Source organism: Streptomyces hygroscopicus subsp. hygroscopicus, from assembly GCF_030269125.1.
Taxonomy (GTDB): Bacteria; Actinomycetota; Actinomycetes; order Streptomycetales; family Streptomycetaceae; genus Streptomyces; species Streptomyces hygroscopicus_C.
The window spans coordinates 268,693-293,287 of sequence record NZ_BSSM01000009.1 but is presented as its reverse complement, the minus strand read 5'-3'; the positions used below and the strand labels follow the sequence as shown (position 1 = coordinate 293,287).

Sequence of the window (24,595 nt, the reverse complement as noted above, 5' to 3'; positions counted from 1 at the left end):
TCACCCGGTCTCGTTCATGCTGCCCCACGGGGGGCGCGCACGCGACCGGGCCGTGGCGGGTGGGCGGCCTGGCGTGCGGGGCGGGCGGCACCGGGCCCCGTACCCGTCCGCCGTCCCTGTGTTTGCACCCCGGCCAGCCCCGCGTTGGAATCGAATGTGAGGCTTTTCGGGAGCAGGGCGGTGTCCGGGGGGCGGCCCGCGCCGGGTTCCGGGGCGGGGCGGAAGGGTCTTCGGGGGAACGCGCTGGGGATGTTCTCCTCGGTCGCCATCGCGCTGGCGTCGACCGGGCCGGCGTACAGCCTGGCCGCCACGCTGGGGATCATCGTGGCCGGGGTCGGGCTTCAGGCGCCGATCGTGACCATGATGGCGTTCGTCCCGATGCTGCTGATCGCGTACGCCTTCCGGGAGCTGAACGCGAGCAACGCGGACTGCGGTACGACCTTCGCCTGGGCCACCCGGGCCTTCGGGCCGCGCACGGGGTGGATGGGCGGCTGGGGACTGATCGTCGCCAACATCATCGTCATGGCGAACCTCGCCACCATCGCCGGGGTCTACGGGTTCCGGCTCGTCGGGCTGAACGGGCTCAGCGAGAGCAGGGTGTGGGTCACCGTCGCAGGCGTCGCCTGGATCGGGCTGCTCACCACGATCTGCTACATCGGCATCACGGTCTCCGCCGCCGTGCAGCGCTGGCTGCTGTGCCTGGAGGTCGCCGTCCTGCTGCTGTTCGCCGTGGCCGCGCTGATCCGCGTCTACACCGACCCGCCCTCGACCGCGATCCATGTCTCCGCGTCCTGGTTCAACCCCTTCGAGGTGTCCTCCGTCAGGTCCCTGACCTCGGGTCTCCTCGCGGGCGTGTTCATCTACTGGGGCTGGGACACCGCCGTGTCCGTCAACGAGGAGACCGTCGACAGCACCCGCGTCCCCGGCCGCGCCGCGGTCCTCTCCCCCGTGCTGCTGCTCATCCTGTACGGGCTCGTGGCGACCTCGTCCCAGGCGTTCGCGGGCGTCGGCACCACGGGCATCGGGCTCGGCAACGCGGACCACGCCGACGACGTGTTCTCCGGGCTCGGCGCGGCGGTCTTCGGCAGTGACAGCGCGGGGCTCGTGCTGTCCCGGCTGCTGATCCTCATGGTGCTGACCTCCGCGCTGGCCTCCGCGCAGACCACCATCCTGCCGCTGGCCAGGACCGTCTTCTCGATGGCGGTCCACAAGGCGGTGCCCGCGCGGTTCGCCCGGGTGCACCGCCGGTTCCTCACCCCGACCTGGGCCACGATCGGGATGGGCACCGCGTCGGTCGCCCTGCTGCTCCTGCTGACGTCGTTCAGCCGCAACGTGCTCGCCGACTCGGTCGACTCCGTGGGCCTCGCGATCGCCTTCCAGTACGGCGTGACCGGCTTCGCCTGCCTCTGGTACCACCGCAAGGTCCTCACCCGCAGCACCCGCGACCTGATCTGCAAGGGCGTGATGCCGGGGCTCGGCGGACTGCTCATGGCCCTGCTGTTCGTGTACGCCGCCGTCTTCTACGCCAAACCGGGCTACGGCGCCAGCACCCTCAGCCTCCCGCTGATCGGGCGGGTCGGCGGGGTGACGGTCCTGGGGCTCGGCGCGCTCGCGATCGGCCTCCTGCTGCTGCCGGTCGTCACCCGCGGCCACAGCACCGCCCTCAAGCTCCAGCGCAGCCTGCTGCCCGGCCGCCTGCTCCCGCAGACCGCGTGCGAGACGGCGAGCCGCTACCTGCCGGCCGACAACGGGTCCGGGGTGGGCGGTGACTGGTACGACGTGATCCCGCTGTCCGGCACCCGGGTGGGCCTGGTCGTCGGGGACGTGCTCGGGCACGGGCTGCCCGCCGCGGCCACCATGGGCCGCCTGCGCACCGGCCTGCGCGTCCTCGCCCGCCTGGATCTCGCCCCGGACGAGGTCCTCACCCGCCTCGACGACCTCGCCGAGCAGACCGCCCAGGAGCGCGCGGCCGCCCCGGGCGCCGCCGCCCACGTCCCGGGCCACACCCCGCCCCCCGCCGACGAGGCGATGGTGACCTGCCTGTACGCGGTGTACGACCCCGTCTCCGGGTGGTGCAGCATGGCCCGTGCGGGCGGACCGCCGCCGCTGCTCGTGGCCGGGGACACGGGCGTCGCCCGGAGCATCGACGTGCCGCCGGGGCCACCACTGGGCGTCGGCGGCCTGCCCTACCAGAGCACCGAGCTGCGGCTCGCCCCGGGCAGCGTCCTCGCCCTGTTCACCGCGGGGCTCCTCCAGGCCACCGACCACCAGCGGGACCCGGGTCTGTGCCGGCTCGCCGGCATCCTCTCCGGCCGCCAGGGATCCCTGGCCGAGCTGTGCGAGCAGACGGTGAACGCGATGCTGCCCGGCGCCGTGGACGAGGACGCGACACTGCTGCTGGCCCGCACCCGGCTGCTCGACCGCACCCGGCTCGCCCAGTGGGAACCGGCCGCCGACCCCGCCGCGGTCGCCGCCCTGCGCAGCGGCGTCAGCAAGCAGCTGGACGACTGGGGGCTGGACGAGCTGGCCTTCACCACCGAGGTCATCGTCAGCGAACTCGTCACCAACGCCATCCGCTACGTCGGCGGCCCCATCCAGGTCCGCCTGATCCGCGACCGCACCCTGACCTGCGAGGTCTCCGACACCGGGCACACCACGCCCAACCTGCGGCACGCGGCGAGCGACGACGAGGGCGGCCGGGGGCTGTACATCATCGCCCAGATGACCCACCGCTGGGGCACCCGCTACACGCCCACCGGCAAGGTCATCTGGGCTGAGCAGACCCTTCCACCGCCGCCGGTGTAGCGGCGTTCACCGGGCGGGGGACACGACGGCCCGCGGCGGCCAGTACGAGGGTCACGGCGACCGAGCCCGCCGCCATCGCGGTCATGCCCGTCTCCGGGGTGGTGAGCTGGGCCACCGCGCCCGCCACCGCCGCGCTCACGCCCTGCATGGTCAGCATCCCGGACGAGTGCAGCCCCAGGGCCTGACCGGCGAGTCCGCCGGGGGTCAGCTCCATCAGTCGCTCCTGCTGGACGAGGCTCGCGCCGAAGCCGACGGAGGCGAGCGTCACGCACACCGCGGCCACCGGCAGCGGCGGGTGCGCGCTGAACAGCAGGTAGGGCACGGCCAGCACGAGCAGCAGGGGCGTCGCCGTGTTCCGGCGCACCCGGGGCGGCAGCAGCCGGCCCACCGTGACGTCCCCGGCGAACATCCCGAGCGCCCCGCAGGCGAAGAGGGTGCCGGCCGCGTGGGCGTCGTACGACACGTACAGGGACTCGCAGCCGACGACCATGCCGTTGGGGATCCACAGGCCCAGGTAGGTGAGGCGCCGCGAACGCTCCGACCACAGCAGGGCGTTGGTGCGCCAGGTGGCCGCCGCGGAGGGGCGGCCGGCGGTCCGGGGCGGGCGGGCGGTCAGGCCGAGGCGCAGGGCGAGTGCCGCCGTCAGGTACAGGGCGGCCGACAGGAGGAGGCAGACGCGGGGCGACAGCGCGGCCAGCAGGGCGCCGCCGGTGGCGAAGCCGGCGATCTGCATCAGCCCGCTCATCATGTTGAACAGCGAACGCCCGGGGAGGTAGCCGTCCTTGGGGAGGATCTCGTTCAGCAGGCCCCAGCGGACCCCGCCGCCGAGCGAGGCCACCAGGCCCAGCACGAGGAGGACCGCGAAGACCGCGCCGACCGGCAGACCGGGCACCGCCTGGAGCGCCGTGCCGGCCGCGAAGGCCAGGGCGATCGCCGACAGGGCCGTACGCGGCGGCAGCCGGTCGGCGCCCGACAACAGGACGGTGGCGCCGAGGACCTGGGCGAGGGACGGGCCGAAGATGCTCACCGCCGACAGCAGCGGGGAGCCGGTGGACCGGTAGACGAGCGTGCCGAGGGCGAGCCCGCCGACGGTCCCGGCCGCCGTCTGCGCGGCCGCGCCGAGGAGGAGGGGGGTGAACTCCGGGGTACGGAAAAGGGATCGATAGCTGGTCACACCGGGCAGTCTCGAAGGGTCGCCGCCGGGCCGTTATTGTTTCGCGGCAGCGCGAAAGGTCGTACGGCCGGGCGGACGGGGCAGTGGTGGGCTGGTGGGAACTCAACGCGGACACGCTCGCGCGCAGCCGGTTCGTGATCTCGCCGCTCGCGGAGACGTTCGCGCGGCTGAAACTGCTGCACGCGGGCGAGCCGGCGCATCCCGGTGAGCGGGAGTGGCTGCGGGTCCACCTGCCCCGCTACCGCGCCCTGTTGGCCGCGGACCCGGTCACGGACCGGCTGGTGCGGGCGGGCCTCGGGCGGGACTGGATCGCCGACTTCCTCACGCCCACGCCCCGGGACGGCGAGGACTTCGCCGAGGAGGTCGTCCGGGTGCGCTCGGTCGCCCCGGACCTCGCCCGCGCGCATCTGCGCACCTCCCTCGCCGGCCCGCTGCCCGCCGTACTGGACCGCGACGACCTGCCCGAGCGGGCGGCCGCGCTCCTGGAGTGGGTGTGGCGGGACGCGGTACGGCCGTACTGGGCGCGGCAGCGGCGGGTGCTGGAGGCGGACGTGGTGGCCCGGACCGCGCGGGCCGGCCGGGGCGGCTGGGTGAGCGTGCTGGACTCGCTGCGGCCCGGCCGCACCCGGTGGCTCGGCCAGAACCGGCTCCAGATCAACCTCCACGAGTACCCGCCCCGCGAGATCTCCGGCGCCGAGATGCTCTTCGTGCCGGTCACCCCGCAGCGGCACGGCTGGGTCTCCTGGGACGACGGGGAGCGGTACGCCGTGGTCTACCCGTGCGCGGGCGTCCTCGCCGACAGGGGCGACGACCCGGTACCGGCCGCCCTCGGCGCCCTGCTCGGCCCGGCGCGCGCGGGGGTGCTGGTCCTCCTCGGCTCCCCCATGACCACGAGCCAGTTGACGGCGGTGACGGGGCAGGGGCTGGGGTCGGTGGGGCGGCATCTGAAGGTGCTGAGGGAGGCGGGGCTGGTGGAGCGGCAAAGGGCGGGGCGGTCGGTGTTGTACGGCCGGACACCGGCCGGGGACGTGGTGGTGGAGGCGGCGACGGCGACGCCCCGCCGCATACCATCGCGCCCATGACCACTGTGCTGAACACCGAGATCGGCGCCCTCACCGGCGGCGCCGCGAACCTGCCGCAGTACGCCGGCAAGGCCGTCCTCATCGTGAACGTGGCCTCCAAGTGCGGCCTGACCCCCCAGTACACGGGCCTGGAGAAGCTCCAGGAGCGCTACGCCGAGCGCGGCTTCACGGTGCTCGGCGTGCCGTGCAACCAGTTCCTCGGGCAGGAGCCGGGCACCGCCGAGGAGATCGCCGAGTTCTGCTCGGCGACGTACGGCGTGACCTTCCCGCTGACCGAGAAGGTGGAGGTGAACGGCGACGGCCGGCACCCCCTGTACGAGCGGCTGGTGGGCTTCGCGGACGCGGAGGGCCACAGCGGCGACATCCGCTGGAACTTCGAGAAGTTCCTGATCGGCCGGGACGGCACCGTCGTCGCCCGGTTCTCGCCGCAGACCGAGCCGGAGTCCGCGGAGGTCGTGGCCGCGATCGAGGCCCAGCTCGGCTGACCCTCCTTGACCTTGCCCCTGGGGCAGGGCGGAGCGTCCCTGTCGCCGGGCGGGCGGGAACCGCCCGGCGACGGAGGATGACATCGGTGCACGAGGACCTGCTCACCATCGGGGCGTTCGCCGCGCGGGCCCGGCTGTCCGCCAAGGCCCTGCGGCTGTACGACCGCCTCGGCCTGCTCGCGCCCGCGTACGTCGACGCGTCGAGCGGCTACCGCTACTACCGGGCCGACCAGGTCGAACGCGCCCGCACGGTGGCCCTGTTGCGGCAGCTGGACATGCCGCTCACCCGGATCGCCGAGGTGGTCGGGACCGGGGGCGCCGAGGCTGCTGCTCTGCTCGCCGCCTACTGGGCGGACGTGGAGGCCCGGGTGGCCGGTCAGCGGACTCTCGCCGAGTACCTCCGTGGACGGCTGTCCGGGAGGAGTGACGAGATGTACGGGAAGTTCGCGGTCGAGACGGTGGACGTGCCGGCGCAGGTGGTGATCAGCGAGTCGCGGCACACGCTGGCGGACGAGCTGCCGACCTGGATCGGTGCCTCGCTGGGCCGTCTTGAGGCGGCCGCGCGGGAGTGCGGGGGCGTCGCCGGGGCGCCGTTCGTCGTCTACCACGCCGAGGTGTCGATGGAGAGCGACGGGCCCGCGGAGGCATGCGTGCCGGTGGCGGACGAGGCGGCGGCGCGGGCCTGGGTGGAGCGGCACGGGCGGACCCGGGAGATCCGGGTGCGGGTGGAGCCCGCGGCCCGGCTCGCGTACACCCGGATCACCAAGGCGCAGGTCGCGCATCCGCAGATCCTCGCCGCGTTCGAGGCGGTGGAGGAGTGGATGGCCCGGGAGGGGCTGGAGATGGCCGCGTCCTGCCGGGAGGTCTACTTCGCGGACTGGGCGGCAGCGGGGGCCGGGGACCCGGTGTGCGACGTGGCGTTCCCGGTGCGCTGAACCGGAGCGCGGCCGAGCCCTCTCGGCAAGGACGGCGACTGTCGAGAGGGCTCTTGGGTGGTACGTGTGCAGTTGTGTTCGCCGGGACGAGGGTCAGGGACGAGCCCCTTACGCCTTGACCGAGGCCACGAAGGCGTTCCACGCGGCGGCGGGGAAGGCCAGGACCGGACCCTCGGCGACCTTGGAGTCACGGACGGCCAGCTCGGCGGTGGTGGGCGACTTGACCTCCACGCAGGCGCCGTTGCCCGCGGAGTAGGAAGACTTCAGCCACGTCTCGGAAGCGCCCTGGATCAGTGCCATGTCCACTCCTGTGTGCGAGTTGCGGTAGTGCGGTTCGCGCCAACCCGATGTCCGATTGGCGTGATCGACGCTACCGGGCAACCGCCGCCGCCGGAGGGGGCGTTCACTCGACCGGATGGCATATTCCAGGCGTGCCTTCCACGGAAGCACACACACCGTGTATGATCACGCGCCCTCCGTGGCCGGCCTCACTCCGCGTACCCCTTCGCCATCCTGTCGATGAGTTGCCGGGACGCCTCCACGTTGAGGGACTGCGCCCGCAGATGCTCGTACATCACGGCGTACTTCTGCACGTCCTGCGCCTTCTCCAGGTACAGGTCGCTGGTGACGCCCTCCAGGTAGACCACGCTGGAGTCGGCCGCGTCGGCGAACTCCAGGATGGCGTACTGGCCGTTGAGGCCCGGGTGCGCGCCCACCTCGAACGGCAGGACCTGCACGGTGACATGGGGCAGCTCGGACAGTGCGAGGAGGTGCTCCAGCTGTTCGCGCATCACGAGCCTGCTGCCGACGACCCGGTGCAGCGCGGCCTCGTCCAGGACGACCCACAGGCGCAGCGGGTTCCTCTCGTCGGTGATCCGCTCCTGGCGGCGCATGCGCACGCCCACGCGCTTCCCGATCTCCGCGGCCGACGTCTCGGGCAACGCGCCGTGCACCAGCGCCTCGGCGTACGCCGGGGTCTGCAACAGGCCGGTGACGATCTGGGGTTCGTAGACCCGCAGCGACTCCGCGTCGGTCTCCAGGCCGATGTACACGCTGTACGGGATGTCCCCGAAGGTGTGCCACCACCCCTGCTGCCTGGAGTCCCGGGCCATCTCCATCAGCGAGTCCACGACCCGCTGGTCCTCGACCTCGTAGACACCGCACAGATCGCGCACATCGCGCTGGCTGATGCTGCGGCGGCCGTTCTCCAGGCGGCTGATCTTCGACTGGGACACGAGCAGGCGCTCGGCGACCTCTTCGGCCGTCATGTTCTTCTGCTCGCGGAGTTTTCGAAGCTCCTGGCCCAGCCGGCGCCGCCTTACGGTGGGATTGACATTGGACGCCACGGGACGCGCACCTCCGGCTGCTGCCTGTACCGACACTTTCCGTATCTGCTGCTGAGCAGATTGCCACCAAGGCGCTCGTCAGCGCTGGGAAACGCTGGATATGCGGCACGCGCACGCGTCTGTCCGCGCCGGTCCCCGACGGCCCCTCGGTCCGCGAGACGCCGGGACACGGCCGAGCGGGGTGGCGGGACCCGGAGGTCGCGCCACCCCGCTCGGGCCTGCGGCTCCCGAACCGGGCCTGTGGGGACGCGCGTTGCGGCGCGGTGACGGATCAGTGGGCCACGGCGCGGGCCATGGACCCGTGGCGCGGCTGCATCGGCACCCCGCGCGCGGGTTCGACCGCGGGCCGGACTCCCGGTGCGACCGGCCGGCCGGTGGCGGCCGGACCGCGGCGCGGCTGCGCGGCCGCGCCGTTCTGCACGTCCATCACGGCGTGCGCGACGAGCCCGCCCATCGGATCGTGCCGGATCAGATCCCGCAGCCGGGAACGGGACGATCGGCCCTCGTTGCCCGGGTACAGGTGCTTGCCGAGGCCCACGGCGTGCGCCAGGGCGGCGAGCGCCGCGGTCCGCGGGTCCGGCGGTACGCCGGTGCGGATCGCGGAGTCCAGTCGGCCCCGGATCTCCCGGCTGATGGCCGTGTCCGTCGCCTGGTAACGCGTCGTCGGCAGCACCCCGCACATCTGGCCCGGCACCGCGGCGACCATGCCGCACCGCTCCAGATGCGAGAGGTACGTCTGGCGCAGCCCCAGCCGGGGCCCGCCGATCCAGTGGACGGCGCGTACCGGAGCGCCGCGCCTTCGCAGCAACTCCAACGCGCAGTCCAGAGTCGGATCTCCTGTCGGCCGTGGCACCACCACGGCGATACGATCCCCGTCTGGGGCTATCCGTCCGGCCAGCGCCAGCTCCACTAGCTGTGCACCGGCCAGACCGAGGTCGAGCGACTGCGGCTGCGCAGTGGTACCCGTGGCCGGGTCCAATGCCAGCAGCAGAAGCTCCTCCGGAAGTGTTCTGCGGCTCCTGCCCATCCATGCCTCCCCGCGTGGATGAATGACAGGGTGACCCCTCTCACATTGGTCTGTCGAGGGTGCGTGACCGGTTCGTGAGGGAACCGGTAGGTATGTCGTTCTCGTCTACCGCAGGGGCCAAGCCCTCACACAGGACACTGGTACATGGTTCGGACAGGGCGCGCGCGTGGGCGCGCGGCGCATGAGGAGGCATCGGTGGCGGGCGAGTCCCCCGACAGGTCGAAGCAGCGTGAGTCGTCGGCGGAAGCGACGTCGGGGAACGCGGATTCGGTTCCCGAGGCCCGCGATCCCCGCCTCGCGGTGGCCCGGGATTCGGGCGGCTCCGCGGGCGCCGGACAAAAGGATTCCTCGGACGGCGGCGCGGACACCGCGACGAAGGTCCTCCGGACGTCTGCGGTCGAGGAGGACACGGCTCTTCGCAACGCGGTCTCGGCGTGGGTGCGGGACGCCGACGAGCCGACGGGGCCAACGGACGCCGCGGAGACGCCCGCTGAGGGCTCCGAGGGGGCCGCTGAGGGCTCCGAGGGGGCCGCTGAGGGTTCCCGGGGGATCGCTGAGGGCTCCGAGGGGGCCGGGTCGGCGTCCGCGAAGACGGACGGCGGGGCCGCGGAGACCGAGTCCGGGACCGCGAAGGCCGAGCCGACGTCCGCGGGGACGAACGCCGGGACCGACAAGGCCGACGCCGGGGCCCGGAAAGCCGGGTCGGCGTCCACGGGGGCGGACGCCGAGGCCCACCACAACGCCGGGACCCGCAAGGCCGAGACGGCGTCCACGGGGACGAACGCCGGGACCGAGAAGACCGACGCCGGGACCCGGGAAGCCGGGTCGGCGTCCACGGGGGCGGACGCCGAGGCCCACCAGACCAACGCCGGGACCCGCAAGGCCGAGACGGCGTCCACGGGAACGAACGCCGGGACCGAGACGACCAACGCCGGGACCCGGAAAGCCGGGTCGGCGTCCACGGGGGCGGACGCCGGGGCCACGGAGGACGACGCGGACGCGAAGGGCGCGGCGGACGCCGGGGTGACGGGCGGCGCGGACGCCGGCGGCAGGGCCGGCTCGACGGCGGTCGCGGACGAGGAGGCGGAGCCGGAGGCTTCGACGGCGGCTGCCGGTGACGCCGACGCGAAGTCCGGCCCGGACGCGAAGGCGCCCGCCGACGCCCCGCAGGCGGCTGCCGGTTCCGTGGCGGAGACGAAGGGCGGCGCCGAGGCCGAGGACGGCACGCGGGCCGAGCCGACCGACGGCGAAGCCGAGGCCGAGGCCGAAGGCACCCCGGACGAGGCCGCGGACGCCGACGGCGGGGAAGACCCGCGGGGGCCGCGCGGGGACGAGCCCGACAGCCGCCCGGTTGGTGCGGGCGGGAAGACGGCCGAAGGCGAAGCGGAGGCCGCCGCCGACGGCGTCGACCAGCCGACCACCGTCTTCAAGGCCGTACGCCCCAAGGCCCCCGACGTCGACCAGCCGACCACCATGCTCAAGGTCGGCCCCCCGGCGGCGAAACGCGAGGAGTCCGACCCCGAGCGCACCAGCAGGTTCGTCGCGCTCAAGGACGACGTACGGCAGAAGCCGAAGCCGAAGGCCGCGCCGGCCGACGAGACCGCCGCCGTCCCCCGGCTCGGCCCCGAGCGCACCACCCAGCAGCCCCTGCCGCCCAAGCCCCCGCTCGACCTCCTCGCGGAGCTGACGAACACGCCCCCGCCGCCGGAGACCCCGGTCCGCACCCTCCTGCGGCGGGTCAAGATCTGGACCCCGCTGGTCATCCTCCTGGTGATCATCTTCGCGGTCGTGCAGACGCTGCGCCCCCTGCCGTCCCCCGCCCTCGCGCTCACCGCGAAGAGCACCTACACCTTCGGCGGCGGCCGGGTGAACCTGCCGTGGCCGAACGAGGGCCAGGGCTGGATGGACGGCGACGGCATCGGCACGATGGGGAACTTCGGCAAGCAGACCCCCGTCGCCATCGGCTCGGTCGCCAAGACGATGACCGCGTACATCATCCTGCGCGACCACCCGCTCAAGCCGGGCCAGGAGGGCCCGAAGATCAAGGTGGACGCCACGGCGGAGAAGGAGGGCGGTTACAGCAAGAGCGGGGAGTCCACCCTCGACACCGTCCACGCCGGCGACTCCCTCACCGAGAAGCAGGCCCTGTCGGCCGTCATGATCCCCTCCGCCAACAACATCGCCCGGCTGCTGGCCCGCTGGGACGCGGGCTCGGAGGCGGCGTTCGTGCGGAAGATGAACGCCACCGCCAAGCAGCTGGGGATGAGCGGTACGACGTACACCGACCCCTCGGGCCTGAAGGAGACCACCGTCTCCACCGCCCAGGACCAGGTGAAGCTCGGCCGCGCGGTCGTCAAGGTGCCCGCCCTGGTCGCCATCACCAGCGCCGCCAGCTGGACCGACCCGACCGGCCACAACTGGCCGAACTACAACTCGCTGCCCTACTGGATCGGCGCGATCGGCATCAAGACCGGCACCACCACCGCGGCCGGCGGCAACCTGCTCTTCGCCGCCCGCAAGAAGGTCGGCGGCCAGACCGTCACCGTCGTCGGCGCGATCCTCGGCCAGCACAAGGGCCCGTCGATCCTCGACACGGCCAACAACGTCAGCAAGACCGCGCTGCTGGGCGCCGAGCAGGCGCTGACCTCGGCGAAGATCCTCAAGAAGGGCGACGTGGTCGGCTACGTGGACGACCAGCTCGGCGGCCACACCCCGGTCGTGGTCACGCGGGACGTCACGGCGGTCGGCTGGTCGGGCCTGAAGGTCGAGCTGTCCTTCACCTCCGGCACCGTCCCGCACACCGCGAAGGCCGGCACCGATGTCGGCACGCTCACGGTGGGTGACGGCACGACGGCCGGCGTGAAGGTCCCGGTGGCCCTCCAGCAGGACCTGGCCGAGCCGGGCTTCGGCGCCAAGCTCACCCGCCTCGGCTGAGCCCGCGCCACCGCCCGCACCCACTCCACCCCGCACCACCCCGCACCGCCCCGCACCACCCCGCCCGCCCGCGCACCCCGTCACGGCGCCCCCACCCGGGAGCCCCGCGGCGGGGTGCGTGCTAGCGTCACGAATCGGGGCAGGTCGCCGGTTCCCGGGACACGGCCGCGAACTGGACGAGAAGCGGCCGGGTACACCGGAGAAAACGGCCGAGAACGAAAGACGGGACACGGGGAGTGCCTTCAGGTGGCCACTGCGGAGCCGACACGCGCCGACGACGCCGGACCGGGTCCGGGAAACGGCCCACGAATACGCCTGTCCACGCCTGACGCGGACACCGGCGCGGAGGACCGTACCCGCGTGGAGGGCCGTACTCCCGCGGACGGCCGCACCACCGCACGCTCCGCGGGTACCACCCCCCGCGTGTCCGGGGGACTCGCGCGCCTCCTCAGCCCCCTCGAACCCCTTCGCGCCCGCATGCTGCGCCACCCCGTCCTGTGGGTCACCGCGCTCGCGGGCGTGCTGCACGTCGTCTGGTTCTTCACGTTCGCGAACAGCGGTGGCGATCTCGCGGCCCAGGACGCGTGGGCGGAGTTCGTCGGCCGGCACCCGGACTCGGCGTACAACCTCGCCTGGTACGGGGGCATGCACCCGGTGTCGTACAGCGTGGTGTCGCCGTACCTGATGGCGGTCCTCGGCGTGCGCACGACGATGATGGTCGCCGGCACGGTCTCCGCGGGCCTGCTGACGCTCGTCCTGATCCGCAGCCGGGCGGTGCGGAACCCCCTGTGGGCCTCGCTCGCCGGGGTCTTCGCGCTGCTGTGCAACGCGATGTCGGGCCGGGTGACCTTCGGGCTCGGCACGATGATCGCGCTCGGCGCGGTGGCGGCGGTGTTCTGCTGGCCGTACCGGTGGCGGCACAGACGCTGGGCGAAGGCGGCGGTGGCGGCGCCGCTCGCGGGCCTTTCCACCATGGCCTCGCCGGTCTCCGGGCTGTTCGTGGGCCTGGTCGCGGTCGCGCTGTTCCTGCAGCGGCGGCGGCCCGGCGCGTGGGCGCTGGGGCTGGCACCGGCGGCGGTGGTGGCCGCGTCGTACTTCCTCTTCCCCTTCTCCGGGACCCAGCCGATGACGGTCGGCTCGCTGAGCCTGCCGCTGCTGTACGGCCTGCTGTGCCTGTTCCTGGTCCCGAAGGAGTGGGTCACCGTCCGGCTGACGGCGGGCGTCTACAGCGTCATGGTCGTGGCGGTGTGGGTGGTCAGCTCGCAGATCGGTTCGAACATCTCGCGCCTGCCGATGCTGTTCGCGGGTGCGACGCTCATCGCGGCGCTGCCGTTCACGGTGCCGAGGTCGCGGAAGTGGTACGCGACGGTGGTGGCGTTCCTGGGGTTCGCCGGCTGGATCGGCTACAAGTCGGTGGACGACATCGTCCACACGACCCCGACCGCGTCCTGGGCGCACGAGCTGGCGCCGCTGGTCAACCAGTTGCAGAAGGTCGGCGCGGAGCGGGGGCGCGTCGAGGTGGTACCGGCGAGTTCGCACCGCGAGGCCTCCGCGCTCGCGCCGTACGTCAACCTGGCGCGTGGCTGGAACCGCCAGGCCGACATGGAGCGCAACCCGCTCTTCTACGACGACACGCTCAACTCGGCGAACTACCACGAGTGGCTCCAGCGGTGGGCCGTGCACTTCGTGGTGCTGCCCAGGGACAACCCGGACGGCGACGGCGGCGAGCGCGAGCGTCAGCTGCTGCGGCGCGGGATGCCGTACCTGGCGCAGATCTGGGGCGACGCCAACTGGCAGCTGTTCCGGGTGACCGACCCGACCCCGCTGGCCGAGCCGCACGCGGTGGTGGACCGCGCCGAACAGGGCGAGATGACCCTGGACGTCCGCAAGGCCGGCCGCATCCTCATCCGCATCCCCTACTCCCCCTGGCTCAGCGTGGTCGACTCCCACGGCAAGAGCCTGAAGGCCCCGCAGGTGATCCCCTCGCCGCCGGGCACGGAGAAGAGGTACGTCAACCTCAACGGCTGCCTCATGCAGACCCCGGAGGACGCGAACGGCGACAAGTGGACGATGCTGATCGCTCCGCACGCCGGCACGTACCGCCTGGCGGCGCCGTACCAGCTGCCCCGGGGCACGCCGTGCCCCGACGCCCTGAAGTGAGTCCCGGCCCCGGGCCTAGCGCGGATACCGCGCCAGCCACCCCGGGGCCGAACCCGCCGGGCCGTGCAGTGCCGGGCCCTGGGTCATCTCCATGGCGAAGTCGTCCGCGAGTTCGAGGATGGTGGGGCGGCCCTCCAGTTCGGCGAGCCAGGCCGGGGGGAGGGCGGTCTCGCCGTGGAGGGCGCCGAGGAGGGCGCCGGTGAGGGTTCCGGCGGCGGCGGAGGGGCCGCTCTGGTTGACGGCGAGGCACAGGCCGTGCCGTACGTCCTCGCCGACCAGGGCGCAGTAGACGGCGGCCGCGAGCAGGCCGTCGGCCGTGCCGTCGCTGGTCAGTTCCTCCACCCGCGCGGGGCTCGGCATGCCCTGCCGCACCGCGCCGAGCGCGTGCTGGAGGGCGTCGGAGACCGGCTGGTGGCCGGGGCGCACGGCGAGCAGGGCGAGGGCCTGCTGCACGGCGCCGTCCAGGCTCTCCCCGCGCGCGAGCCCGTGCACGATCACGGCGAACGCGCCCGCCGACAGATACCCGACGGGGTGCCCGTGGGTCTGCGCCGCGCACTCCACCGCGAGCTGTACGACGAGTTGCGGCTCCCAGCCGACCAGCAGCCCGAAGGGCGCCGAGCGCGCGACCGCCTCCGGCCCCTGCTCGGCGGGGTTCTTGGGCTTCTCCAGCGTGCCCATGTTCTCGTCACCGAAGCCGATGAGCAGCGGCCGGGTCGGCGCGCGGCGGGCGTACAGCCACTCCTCGCGCGCCAGCCAGCCGTCCTCCTCGCGACGCTCGTCGGGCCCCCAGTCCCGCTGGGTGGCGGCCCAGCGCAGGTACGCCCGGTGCAGATCGGTCGGCGGGTGCCACGCGCCGGTGTCGCGCCGCACCTGGGCGCGGATCAGACCGTCCACGCTGAACAGGGTCAGCTGGGTGTGGTGGGTGATGGTGCCGCGCCGTCCGTGCCCGGCGGCGAGGTCGAGCAGCCCCTCGGGCCCGTGCGCCGCGCGGATCTCCTCCAGCGTGAGCGCGTCCGCGGGCCCGCCGAGCGCATCGCCGACGGCGGCGCCCAGCAGGGTGCCGCGCACCCTGCTGCGAAAGTCCTGTTGCTCGGCACGGCCCCAGACGGCACCGGTCGTCGTAGCCACCCAGACCCTCCTCAGGCACCGTCCGCCCGTACGACGGTCCGCACTCTATCGACCGCGAACATCCTGCTCGCCGCGTCAGGACGACCCTCACGGGTCATTCACGTCCGTCGATGACCGCTTCGACGCCATCCAGGATTCGATCCGGCCGGAATTCGAGCGGATCGACACCGTCCGGCCGAAATGCTCCCTCGGCGATGGCCTTGGTGAGCGCGCGGAGGCGTGCGGCGTGCCGGGCGAGGAGGCCGGCGGCGAGCAGGTCCCACTCGGTCGGCGTCCCACTCCTCCTCGCGGTCCACGTGCTGCTGGGCGACATCGCGCACGAGCCCGATCAGCAGCAGGAGGACGCGGTGCCGCCGGGCGCCGTCGAGACCGGTGGATTCGAGCGCGGCGAGCGCCGCGTCCAGCCGGCGCGGCTGACGGGGACGGAGCACGCGGCGGCGCATGGCGGTGGCGGTGACCAGCCACGGGTGGGCGGCGTGGACGCGCGCGCTGCCGGGTCCACGCGCGTACGGCCCCGCCAGTCGCCCTCGAGGACGCCCGCCGGATCGGGCCCCTGCCCCATGGCCTCCTCCACCATCAGCTCGACCAGTTCGGTCCGCTTCCAGGGCGCCGACGACGTCCTCACCCCACCGGCCCCGGTCCGCCGCTTCCACGGCCGGTCGACCGCCCCGTCGAAGGGCTTCGTCCTCATCCCGGACGCCTCCCGCTTCGCCGCCTTCCGCCACCCGGACGTCTTCCTGGACCTGCTGCCGACGAAGGTGCGGCCGGCGGTGACCGGGGTGAATCCAGGGTGTCCCGGAGCGGACCTTGACCCGGGTCCGTCCCGACTGGTCCGCTTGCTGTCCGGGATGCGTCGGAACTCGGGGGTCGCATGAGGTACGGGCGGGGTGCGGGGCTTGCTGCGGTCGCCGTCGTCGGGGTGGTCACGACGACACTGGCCGGTCTCGTGACGAACGTCGTGTCGGCGCAGTCGCGCTGGCCGAACTGGCTGCGCTGGTTACAGGTCCGCCCATGGCTGTCGTTCGTCGTCCTGGGCGCCGTCACCGCGGGGCTCGCGGCCGTGCTCGCCGTACTGGACGACCGCCGTGGCGGAAGACGGGGAACCGCACGGACCGAGGACACGACCGACCCGCCCGGCGCCGCGCTCGTCCTGCGGTCGCTGCCGCGCGACACCACCGCCTTCACCGACCGGTCCGCCGAACTGGCCGCACTCGAACGCTCGGTGACCAGTGCGCAGGAGACCGGCGCGTCCCTGCCGGTCCACTTGATCGACGGCATGCCCGGCGTCGGCAAGACCACGCTCGCCGTGCACGCCGCGCATGTGCTGTCCGCACGGTTCCCTGACGGCCAGCTCTTCCTCAACCTCAACGGGCACACCCCCGGCCGCAACCCGGTGCAGCCCGGCGAGGCGCTGGCCGCCCTGCTCACCGCGGCCGGGGTGCCGGCGCACCAGATCCCCGTGGGCGACGACATCGGCGCGGTCACGGAGGCACGGGCGGCGATGTGGCGCGGCAGACTGGCGGACAAGAGGGCACTGCTCATCCTGGACAACGCCGCCGGGTACCGGCAGTTGGAACCGCTGCTGCCCGGCGGCGGCGACTGCCTGGTCCTCGTGACCAGCAGGAAGCGACTGGCCGTGCACGAGGAGGTGGTCCTGCCGGTGGACGCGCTGCCGCCCGAGCACGCGGTGGATCTCTTCGTGCGACTCAGCGCCCGACCGGCGGACGAGCTGGACCGCGATGTGCTCAACGAGCTTGTGCGGTTGTGCGGTTATCTCCCCCTGGGGGTCTCCCTCCTCGCCGCCCGGCTCCGCCACCATCCCTCCTGGAGCGCCGGGGACCTGCACGAGCGGCTGATCGCGGCGCAGGACCGCCTCGGCGAACTGCGGTCCGGGGAGCGGGCCATCACCGCGACCTTCGACCTCTCCCACCGGGATCTTCCCCCCGATCGGCAGCGTTTCTTCCGGCGCCTCGGCTGCTACCCTGGCACCGATCTGGACGCGTACGCGGGCGCCGCACTCGGCGAGGTCCCGGTCACCGAGGCCCGCCGCCACCTGGACGGTCTCTATGACGACCATCTGATCGAGGAGCATCCTGGAGGCCGTTACCGGCTGCACGACCTCCTGCGTGACTACGCCCGCGGTCTCGCGGCCGAGGGAGGCAGCATGGACCAGGTCCAGTCCGTCGAGCGTGTGTGCACCTACTACCTTTCCGCGCTGGCCGTGGCGAACGGGCACATCGTGCGCAGCGGGGCCATGCCACCGTCCTCGCCCGACGCCACCCGGCGGCTGGAGACCCCGCCCCTCGCCTCGCGGACGGACGCGTTGGGCTGGCTCGAGAACGAGCGCGCCAACATCCTGGCCTGCATCCGCCGGGCGCACAGCCTCTCCCTGTACGACTCCGTGGTGCGGATGTCGGCGGCCATGGCCCCCTTCCTCCGCCAGGCCGGCCCCTGGGACCAGGCCGTCGGCCTCCACCGCACCGCCGCCGAGGCCGCCCGCCGCACTGGCGACGAACAGGCACTGGCCGGCTCCCTCGCCGAACTGGGCGTCGTTCGGCGCTTCATGGCCGCCTACCCCGAGGCTGTCGCGGCCCTGGACGAGGCGGTGGCGCACTACGACGCCGTAGGAGACCTGCGCGGCAAGGCGGACGCCCTCAACCAGCTCGGCATCGTCCGCTACCTGACCGCCGACAACGAGGAATCGGCCCTTGCCCAGACCGAGGCCCTCGGCCTCTACCGCCGCCTGGAACACCCGCTCGGCCAGGCCAACGCGCTCGCCGATCTCGGCATGGTGTGGCGGCAGATGAGCCGGTTCGACGCGGCGATGCGGACACAGAGCGAGGCCCTGGCGATCTACCGCGAGCTCGGCGACCGGTACGGGGAGGCGAACTCGCTGCGGGACCTGGGCGTCGTGCACTGTCTCCTGGGCGCGTACGACCTCGCCGCGCGCCATCATCAGGAGGCATTCGACATCTACACGGCCCTGGACGACCGCGAACACCAGGCGTACGCGCTCAACGAGCAGGGCGTGGTGCGGCGGCTGACCGGGGACGTAGAGGGAGCGCGGGCGGCCCACCGCCAGGCCCTCACCCACTTCACGGAGCTGGGTGACCGGTACGGCAGGGCGAACAGCGTGCGTCTGCTGGGAGTGGTGGAGCGCGCGTCCGGGGATCCACGCGCGGCTCTTCCGCTGCTCGATGAGGCCCTGGAGGTCTGCCGCGCGCTCGGCAGCCGTGGCGGTGAGGCTGCGGCGCTGAGTGAACTTGGTGTGGCCCACAAACTGTTGGGGGAACGGGACAGCGCCGTCGAGGCGTTCGGGCGGAGCCTTGAGATCCTGCGCGCCCTCGGCGACCGACGCGGTGAGGCCGAAGTCCTGAACGAATGGGGGGCGTTGCTCGCTGCCACCAGTCCGGACACCGCCCGTGAGCGCTTCCGGCGGGCGCTGGAGATCGCGCGGGACGTCGGCAGTCCGCTGGAGGAGGCACGAGCCGCGGCGGGCCTCGATGGCTGCGACCAGGATCCCGACCGTGGCTGAAATGACCGTCATGCACGCACCGTCGGCGGTGCTACGTTGCCGAGCCTCGACTCGTCCCTCACGAGGAGTGCCGTATGCCGTCAGCCGCGATCGCCGTCGAGCCGTGCACCGCCACGAGCGGTCGACCGGCGCCCCCTGATGCCACGGTCCTGGACCGCGTGGCGGCCCGCGTCCGGCACCGCCTGGACGCCGAACGGTCCTCGGCCGACGGGTTCGGCGACGGCGCCCACGCGGCCTCGCTCATCCTGCCCTGGCCCCTGTGAGCACGCGCGCTCGATGACCCGCCCCGTGCGCCCCGCCCCCTTCCGGACGTTCATCCTCAAGGTCGCCAACCGCTGCAACATCGACTGCGACTACTGCTTCGTCTTCCACTCCAAGGACCAGGCTGCACGGCGGCTGCCCGCCCGCATGGACCTGGACGTGGCACGGGCGGCCGCCCGGCGGATCGCCGAGCACGCCACGGCCCACGGACTGCGGACCGTCGATGTCGTCCTGCACGGCGGGGAGCCGCTGCTGGCCGGCCTCCCGCACCTGGCCGCCCTGCTGGGCGCGGTCCGGGACGGCGTACCGAGCGAGACCCGGATCCGCTTCGAAATCCAGACCAACGGCACCCTGTTGTCCGCCGCCTGGCTCGACCTCTTCGAGCAGCACGGCGTGGCGGTCGGCGTCAGCCTCGACGGCCCCCCGGACGCGAACGACCGGCACCGGCTGACCCACACCGCCCGGTCGAGTACGGCCGCCACGGTGCGGGGCATCGAACTGCTGCGGGCCCGACCGCACTTGTTCGCCGGCCTCCTCGCCGTAGTGGACCTGGCCAACGATCCCGTCGAGGTCCACGACTACCTGGCCGCCTTCGAACCACCGGTGATCGACTTCGGCTGGCCGCACGCGACCCACGACGACCCGCCGTACCGGAGCGACCCGCGCGTGCCCGAGTACGGGCGGTGGATGAGCCGCGTCTACGACACCTGGCTGGACCGGCCCCGGTTCCGGCACAGCGTCCGGATGCTGGAGGACATCGTGGCCCTCGGCTCCGGTGTGCGCGGATCTGTGGAGACCCTGGGTCTGGCGCCGCCGACCAGTGTCGTGGTCGAGTCCGACGGCTCGATCGAGGGCGTCGACACGCTGCGATCGGTCGAGGAGGGAGCGTCCCGGCTCGGGCTCGATGTCTTCCGGCACTCGTACGACGATGCGCTGTCGCATCCGAAGATGTCCCATCGCCGGTACGGCGCGGACGGGCTCGCCCGGAAGTGCCGTGGCTGTCCGCTCGTGACCGTGTGCGGAGGGGGCTACCTCCCGCACCGCTTCAGCGCCGCCGCCGGGTACCGGAACCCGTCCGTCTACTGCGCGGACCTGGAGTACCTGATCCGCCACGTCCAGAACTCCCTGCGCCGGCACGGCTGGACGTCCGGGGCCGTACCGCCGCGAGAGGATCCCGCGTTGGAGCGTACGAAGTGACGACGAACGACAGGAGGCGCGGATGACCGTGACGATCCGCCCCGCGGAGAAGCGGGACGTACCCGCCCTGGCCGAACTGATCGAGGAGATCGAGCGGTTCTACGGGGCGGCCGACACCGACATCCAGCCGCTGGAGGAACGCCTCTCCCAGGTGGAGGAGGCACTCTTCGGCTCTCCCCCGCTGGCTGCCGCCCTGCTCGTGGAGGACGGCGCAGGGGACGTCGCCGGTCTCGCCGCATACTCCTTCCTCTGGCCGGCCGCGGGCTCCTCGCACTCACTGTTCCTGAAGGAGCTGTATGTCCGCGACAGCCTTCGTCGGCAGGGGGTCGGGGACCGGCTGATGGGTGAACTCCGCGCCCTCGCCGCCGCGCGGCCCGGATGCAGTCGTCTGGAGTGGATGACCGACCGCGACAACCCGGGGGCGCGGGCCTTCTACCGGTCCCTGGGCTTCGCCGAGTACGAGGGGAAGATCGTCTACCGGGTGGATCCCCGTACGACGTGAACGGGTGCGCTACTCGGCCGGCACCTGCTCTCCGGGCCCCATGATGGCGCAATGGGCACGCGTCAACTCCCCTTTCGCGGGGGGAGAATCCAGCCATGACCACCACCGAACCCAGGCGTCACTCCAGTCACAGACTTGCCGCCGGTGTGCTCACCGGGATACTCGCGCTGTACATCGCCCTCGTCGCGTTCGGCAACATCACGGACTTCGGGACGAACCAGCAGTTCGTGCGGCATGTGCTGGCGATGGACAGCACCTTCAGGGACCACGACCTGATGTGGCGGGCGATCACCAGCACCGCGTTGCAGGACACCGCGTACGTCCTGATCATCGTGTGGGAGACGGTGGCCGCGCTGGTCCTGGTCTGGGGGACGTATCTGTGGGCGGCGCGGCGCGACGACGCGTTCGCGCGGCGCGTCTCGACCTACGGGCTGCTGATGCTGCTGCTGCTCTTCGGCGCCGGGTTCATCGCGATCGGCGGTGAGTGGTTCGCGATGTGGCAGGCGAAGGCGTGGAACGGGGAGGATTCCGCCACCCGCGTCTTCCTGCTCAGCGGAGTGGCGCTGATCGTCAATCAGCTGCCGGGCGGCAGGGAACCCACTACTTGACCACCGTCACGCTCGTGCCCTGATCCCCGAAGGCCCACAGGGCGGCGCCGTCCTGCTTGCGCATGCGGATGCCGCCCAGTTTCTTGCCCTGCGCCGGGGGCGGCGAGGCGCCGTCCAGGGCGTTGGAGAAGGCTATGTTCACACCGTCGACCATGGCGACGTACATGATGTGCTCGATCGGGACACCGTCCGAGCCCGTGAGGGACTGGGTGCGCTTGATGATCGAGTAGCGGCCGGGCGCCGGACTCACCGTGCCCGGCCACACCTCGAACGTCCGGATCTGCTTGCCCGTCGCGTCGACCAGCCACAGCCGCCTCATCCCGAGCGAGTACACGATCCTGCGGCCGTCCCCCGAGTCCGCCGGCAGCGCGGGCGGGCCCGCCGGCGGCTTCGGCTTCGCGGAGGCGTGGGTGCCCGCCGACGCGGAGGAGCCCGGTTTCACGCTCGCGGCCGTGGGATGCGGCCCGTGGTCCGCCTGCACGGCGAGGGCGACGACGGCCACGGTCGCCCCCACGGTCAGACCGGTGACCCAGGCCCACGAGGGCAGTCGGGCAGCCACGGGTACGCATCTCCTCCGTTACGGGTCCCCCACTCGGACCGGGGGTCGGATCATCGTACTCAGTCGCCCCTGCGCCGCGTACCGCGAGATCAGTCGAGCACCGGCAGCAGGTCGGGCAGGTGGCCGTCGGAGGCGGTCGCCGCGCGCCGCCGTTCCTCGGGGACCTCGCCGTAGACCGTGGTGCGCGGTTTCGCCGGGCGGCCCGCCGCCTCCGCGACGGCGACCAGGTCGCGGATGGACTTGTACGAGCCGTACGACGAGCCCGCCATCCGGGAGATGGTCTCCTCCATCAGCGTGCCGCCGAGGTCGTTCGCGCCGGAGCGGAGCATCTCGGCGGCGCCCTCGGTGCCGAGTTTGACCCAGCTCGTCTGGATGTTGGGGATCCAGGGGTGGAGGAGGAGGCGGGCCATGGCGGTCACCGCCCGGTTGTCGCGGGTGGTCGGGCCGGGGCGGGAGATGCCGGCGAGGTAGACCGGGGCGTTGGTGTGGATGAAGGGGAGGGTGACGAACTCGGTGAAGCCGCCGGTCTCCCGCTGGATGCCGGCCAGGGTGCGCAGGTGGCCCAGCCAGTGGCGGGGCTGGTCGACATGTCCGTACATCATGGTCGAGGAGGAGCGGATGCCCAGTTCGTGGGCGGTCCTGACGACCTCGATCCAGGTGGCCGTCGGCAGCTTGCCCTTGGTGAGGATCCAGCGGACCTCGTCGTCCAGGATCTCCGCCGCCGTGCCGGGGATGGTGTCCAGGCCCGCCTCCTTCGCCGCCGTCAGCCACTCGCGGACGGACATGCCGGTGCGGGTGGCGCCGTTCACGACCTCCATCGGGGAGAAGGCGTGCACGTGCATGCCGGGGACGCGTTCCTTGACCGCCTTCGCGATGTCGAAGTAGGCCGTGCCGGGCAGGTCGGGGTGGATACCGCCCTGCATGCACACCTCGACGGCGCCGACGTCCCACGCCTGCTGGGCGCGGTCGGCCACCTGGGTGAGGGAGAGGGTGTAGGCGTCGGCGTCGGTGCGGCGCTGGGCGAAGGCGCAGAAGCGGCAGCCGGTGTAGCAGACGTTGGTGAAGTTGATGTTGCGGGTGACGATGTACGTCACGTCGTCGCCGACGACCGACTTGCGTACGTCGTCGGCCACTTGGCACAGCGCGTCCAGCGCCGGGCCGTCCGCGTGGAAGAGGGCGAGGGCCTCCGCGTCGGTCAGGCGCGTCGGGTCGTCGGCGGCCGTGCGCAGGGCCTGGCGTACGTCGGTGTCGATGCGCTGCGGGGCCATGCCGGGGGCGGCCGCCTCGCGCAGGGCGTCCCAGTCGCCGTACACCTCGTCGTAGTCGGCGCGGCGGTCGGCCGTACGGCCCTCCGTGTCGATGGTGCGGTGCAGGTCCGTACGGCCGGTGGGCGTGAAGGTGTCCTCCGGTTCCTGCCAGGGCAGGCCCTTCGGCAGGGCGCCGGGGCGGGCCAGTCCGGTCTCCGGGTCGGCGAGGGCGGCCACGTGCGGGCGCAGGCGGGGGTCCAGCCACGGTTCGCCGCGGCGGACGAACTCCGGGTAGACGCAGAGGCGTTCGCGCAGTTCGAAGCCGGCGGCGCGGGAGCGCTCGGCCAGCTCGTCGATCTGCGGCCAGGGGCGTTCGGGGTTGACGTGGTCGATGGTCAGGGGCGACACCCCGCCCCAGTCGTCGATGCCCGCGCCGATCAGCCGCTCGTACTCGGAGTCGACCAGGTTCGGCGGGGCCTGGAGGCAGGCGGCGGGGCCCATGATGTGCCGGGCGACGGCGACGGTGGCGACCAGTTCGTCCAGTTCGGCGTCCGGCATGCCGCGCATCGCCGTGTCCGGCTTGGCGCGGAAGTTCTGGATGATCAGTTCCTGGACGCCGTGGTAGGCGCGGGAGACCTTGCGCAGCGCGAAGAGGGACTCGGCGCGCTCCTCGTAGGTCTCGCCGATGCCGATCAGCAGGCCGGAGGTGAAGGGGACGGAGGAACGGCCGGCGTCCTCCAGTACCCGCAGCCGGACGGCCGGTTCCTTGTCCGGGGAGCCGTGGTGCGGGCCGCCGGGCTCGGACCACAGGCGGGTGGCCGTGGTCTCCAGCATCATGCCCATGCTCGGCGCGACCGGCTTCAGGCGCTGGAGGTCGGTCCAGCTCATGACGCCCGGGTTGAGGTGGGGCAGCAGGCCGGTCTCCTCCAGGATGCGGATGGAGACGGCGCGGACGTAGGCGATCGTGTCGTCGTAGCCGTGCGCGTCCAGCCACTCGCGCGCCTCCGGCCAGCGGTCCTCGGGCTTGTCGCCGAGGGTGATCAGGGCTTCCTTGCAGCCGAGCGCGGCGCCCTTGCGGGCGATGTCGAGGACCTCGTCCGGGGACATGAACATGCTGTGGCCGGCGCGGCGGAGCTTGCCGGGGACGGTGACGAAGGTGCAGTAGTGGCACTTGTCCCGGCACAGCCGGGTGAGAGGGATGAAGACGCTCTTGGAATAGGTGATGACGCCGGGGCGGCCGGCCTGTTCGAGTCCGGCGTCGCGCACGCGGGCGGCGGAGGCGGCGAGACCGGTCAGGTCCTCGCCGCGGGCCTGGAGCAGCACCGCGGCCTCGGTGACGTCGAGGGCGACGCCGTCACGGGCGCGTTTGAGGGCGCGACGCATGGAGTTCTCGGTGGGGCGGCCGGGTCCGGGAGTCGCGGGAGTCGTCATGTGTCCACGATACGTAGGAGGTGATCAGTGGGGCGGGGGTCCGGGGTCGGACGCGGATCGCCGTGGGGTGCCGGGCGGTGGCGTCGGGGGTGCCGGGCGGGGGCGTCGTGGCTTGTTCGGGCCCACGCGGCGGAGCCGCCTCGCATCTCGCCCTCGCCCCGGGACTCGCGCCGGGGGCC

At 72.8% G+C, this 24,595-nt stretch carries 20 protein-coding genes; 12 read left to right on the top strand and 8 right to left on the bottom strand.

The features are described from left to right. Positions 1–249 precede the first annotated feature (249 nt). Positions 250–2,805: an amino acid permease gene (locus QSK45_RS21705; RefSeq protein WP_285559355.1), complete on the top strand. Its 2,556-nt coding sequence runs from the start codon at positions 250–252 to the stop codon at positions 2,803–2,805. Here the strand turns inward: QSK45_RS21705 and QSK45_RS21700 are convergent. After that, positions 2,765–3,979 (bottom strand): MFS transporter, encoded by a 1,215-nt coding sequence (locus QSK45_RS21700; protein ID WP_285559354.1) that lies wholly within the window; start codon positions 3,977–3,979, stop codon positions 2,765–2,767. The two genes, QSK45_RS21705 and QSK45_RS21700, sit on opposite strands and share 41 nt — an antisense overlap. Before the next feature lie 86 nt (positions 3,980–4,065). On the opposite strand from QSK45_RS21700, the gene QSK45_RS21695 reads away from it, so the two are divergent. From QSK45_RS21695 to QSK45_RS21685, 3 genes are all read left to right on the top strand, one after another. After that, positions 4,066–5,061 (top strand): ArsR/SmtB family transcription factor, encoded by a 996-nt coding sequence (locus tag QSK45_RS21695; protein WP_285559353.1) that lies wholly within the window; start codon positions 4,066–4,068, stop codon positions 5,059–5,061. Then, entirely contained in the window at positions 5,058–5,546 is a 489-nt protein-coding gene (locus QSK45_RS21690; RefSeq protein WP_285559352.1) for a glutathione peroxidase, read from the top strand. Before QSK45_RS21695 ends, QSK45_RS21690 begins: the two co-directional genes overlap by 4 nt. Positions 5,547–5,623: 77 nt before the next feature. Further along, positions 5,624–6,481 (top strand): MerR family transcriptional regulator, encoded by an 858-nt coding sequence (locus QSK45_RS21685; protein WP_285559351.1) that lies wholly within the window; start codon positions 5,624–5,626, stop codon positions 6,479–6,481. A 108-nt stretch (positions 6,482–6,589) separates the two neighbouring features. On the opposite strand, the gene QSK45_RS21680 is transcribed toward QSK45_RS21685, so the two are convergent. The 3 genes from QSK45_RS21680 to QSK45_RS21670 all read right to left on the bottom strand — a co-directional run bounded on the left by QSK45_RS21680 (position 6,590) and on the right by QSK45_RS21670 (position 8,854). Beyond that, a complete protein-coding gene (locus QSK45_RS21680) occupies positions 6,590–6,781 on the bottom strand; it encodes a DUF397 domain-containing protein (protein ID WP_285559350.1) in 192 nt (63 codons plus the stop codon). A gap of 188 nt (positions 6,782–6,969) precedes the next feature. Further along, positions 6,970–7,827: a helix-turn-helix domain-containing protein gene (locus tag QSK45_RS21675; protein WP_285559349.1), complete on the bottom strand. Its 858-nt coding sequence runs from the start codon at positions 7,825–7,827 to the stop codon at positions 6,970–6,972. A gap of 271 nt (positions 7,828–8,098) precedes the next feature. Beyond that, a complete protein-coding gene (locus QSK45_RS21670) occupies positions 8,099–8,854 on the bottom strand; it encodes a GOLPH3/VPS74 family protein (protein WP_285559348.1) in 756 nt (251 codons plus the stop codon). Positions 8,855–9,049: 195 nt separating this feature from the next. Here QSK45_RS21670 and QSK45_RS21665 point away from each other — a divergent pair, with 195 nt between their 5' ends. Together QSK45_RS21665 and QSK45_RS21660 are read left to right on the top strand one after the other, a co-directional pair. Beyond that, positions 9,050–11,788 carry a D-alanyl-D-alanine carboxypeptidase gene (locus QSK45_RS21665; protein WP_285559347.1) on the top strand — a complete coding sequence of 913 codons (2,739 nt, stop codon included), beginning with the start codon at positions 9,050–9,052 and terminating at the stop codon, positions 11,786–11,788. 246 nt (positions 11,789–12,034) lie between these two features. After that, positions 12,035–13,948 (top strand): DUF8823 domain-containing protein, encoded by a 1,914-nt coding sequence (locus tag QSK45_RS21660; protein ID WP_285559346.1) that lies wholly within the window; start codon positions 12,035–12,037, stop codon positions 13,946–13,948. A 15-nt stretch (positions 13,949–13,963) separates the two neighbouring features. Here the strand turns inward: QSK45_RS21660 and QSK45_RS21655 are convergent, their stop codons facing one another. Beyond that, positions 13,964–15,076 (bottom strand): ADP-ribosylglycohydrolase family protein, encoded by a 1,113-nt coding sequence (locus tag QSK45_RS21655; protein ID WP_285559345.1) that lies wholly within the window; start codon positions 15,074–15,076, stop codon positions 13,964–13,966. A 94-nt stretch (positions 15,077–15,170) separates the two neighbouring features. Further along, on the bottom strand, positions 15,171–15,389 hold the full coding sequence (locus QSK45_RS21650; RefSeq protein WP_285559344.1) for a hypothetical protein: 219 nt from the start codon (positions 15,387–15,389) through the stop codon (positions 15,171–15,173). Between QSK45_RS21650 and QSK45_RS21645 the strand changes: the two genes are divergently transcribed. The 6 genes from QSK45_RS21645 to QSK45_RS21620 all read left to right on the top strand — a co-directional run bounded on the left by QSK45_RS21645 (position 15,373) and on the right by QSK45_RS21620 (position 21,179). Next, complete coding sequence (locus tag QSK45_RS21645; protein WP_285559343.1) at positions 15,373–15,951, top strand: hypothetical protein; 579 nt, start codon at positions 15,373–15,375, stop codon at positions 15,949–15,951. The genes QSK45_RS21650 and QSK45_RS21645 overlap by 17 nt on opposite strands. After that, on the top strand, positions 15,948–18,611 hold the full coding sequence (gene haaT, locus QSK45_RS21640; protein ID WP_285559341.1) for a cyclophane-containing RiPP biosynthesis TPR protein HaaT: 2,664 nt from the start codon (positions 15,948–15,950) through the stop codon (positions 18,609–18,611). Before QSK45_RS21645 ends, haaT begins: the two co-directional genes overlap by 4 nt. Positions 18,612–18,685: 74 nt before the next feature. Further along, a complete protein-coding gene (gene haaA / locus QSK45_RS21635) occupies positions 18,686–18,874 on the top strand; it encodes a HaaA family cyclophane-containing RiPP peptide (protein ID WP_285559340.1) in 189 nt (62 codons plus the stop codon). Positions 18,875–18,887: 13 nt separating this feature from the next. After that, positions 18,888–20,069 carry an FxsB family cyclophane-forming radical SAM/SPASM peptide maturase gene (locus QSK45_RS21630; RefSeq protein ID WP_285559339.1) on the top strand — a complete coding sequence of 394 codons (1,182 nt, stop codon included), beginning with the start codon at positions 18,888–18,890 and terminating at the stop codon, positions 20,067–20,069. A gap of 22 nt (positions 20,070–20,091) precedes the next feature. After that, positions 20,092–20,571: a cyclophane-containing RiPP N-acetyltransferase HaaN gene (gene haaN, locus QSK45_RS21625; RefSeq protein ID WP_285559338.1), complete on the top strand. Its 480-nt coding sequence runs from the start codon at positions 20,092–20,094 to the stop codon at positions 20,569–20,571. Between the two features lie 95 nt (positions 20,572–20,666). Beyond that, positions 20,667–21,179: a DUF2165 domain-containing protein gene (locus QSK45_RS21620; protein WP_285559336.1), complete on the top strand. Its 513-nt coding sequence runs from the start codon at positions 20,667–20,669 to the stop codon at positions 21,177–21,179. On the opposite strand, the gene QSK45_RS21615 is transcribed toward QSK45_RS21620, so the two are convergent. Together QSK45_RS21615 and QSK45_RS21610 are read right to left on the bottom strand one after the other, a co-directional pair. Beyond that, entirely contained in the window at positions 21,172–21,738 is a 567-nt protein-coding gene (locus tag QSK45_RS21615; RefSeq protein WP_285559334.1) for a L,D-transpeptidase, read from the bottom strand. The two genes, QSK45_RS21620 and QSK45_RS21615, sit on opposite strands and share 8 nt — an antisense overlap. Before the next feature lie 89 nt (positions 21,739–21,827). Beyond that, complete coding sequence (locus QSK45_RS21610; RefSeq protein ID WP_285559332.1) at positions 21,828–24,416, bottom strand: bifunctional FO biosynthesis protein CofGH; 2,589 nt, start codon at positions 24,414–24,416, stop codon at positions 21,828–21,830. Between the last annotated feature and the right edge of the window lie 179 nt (positions 24,417–24,595).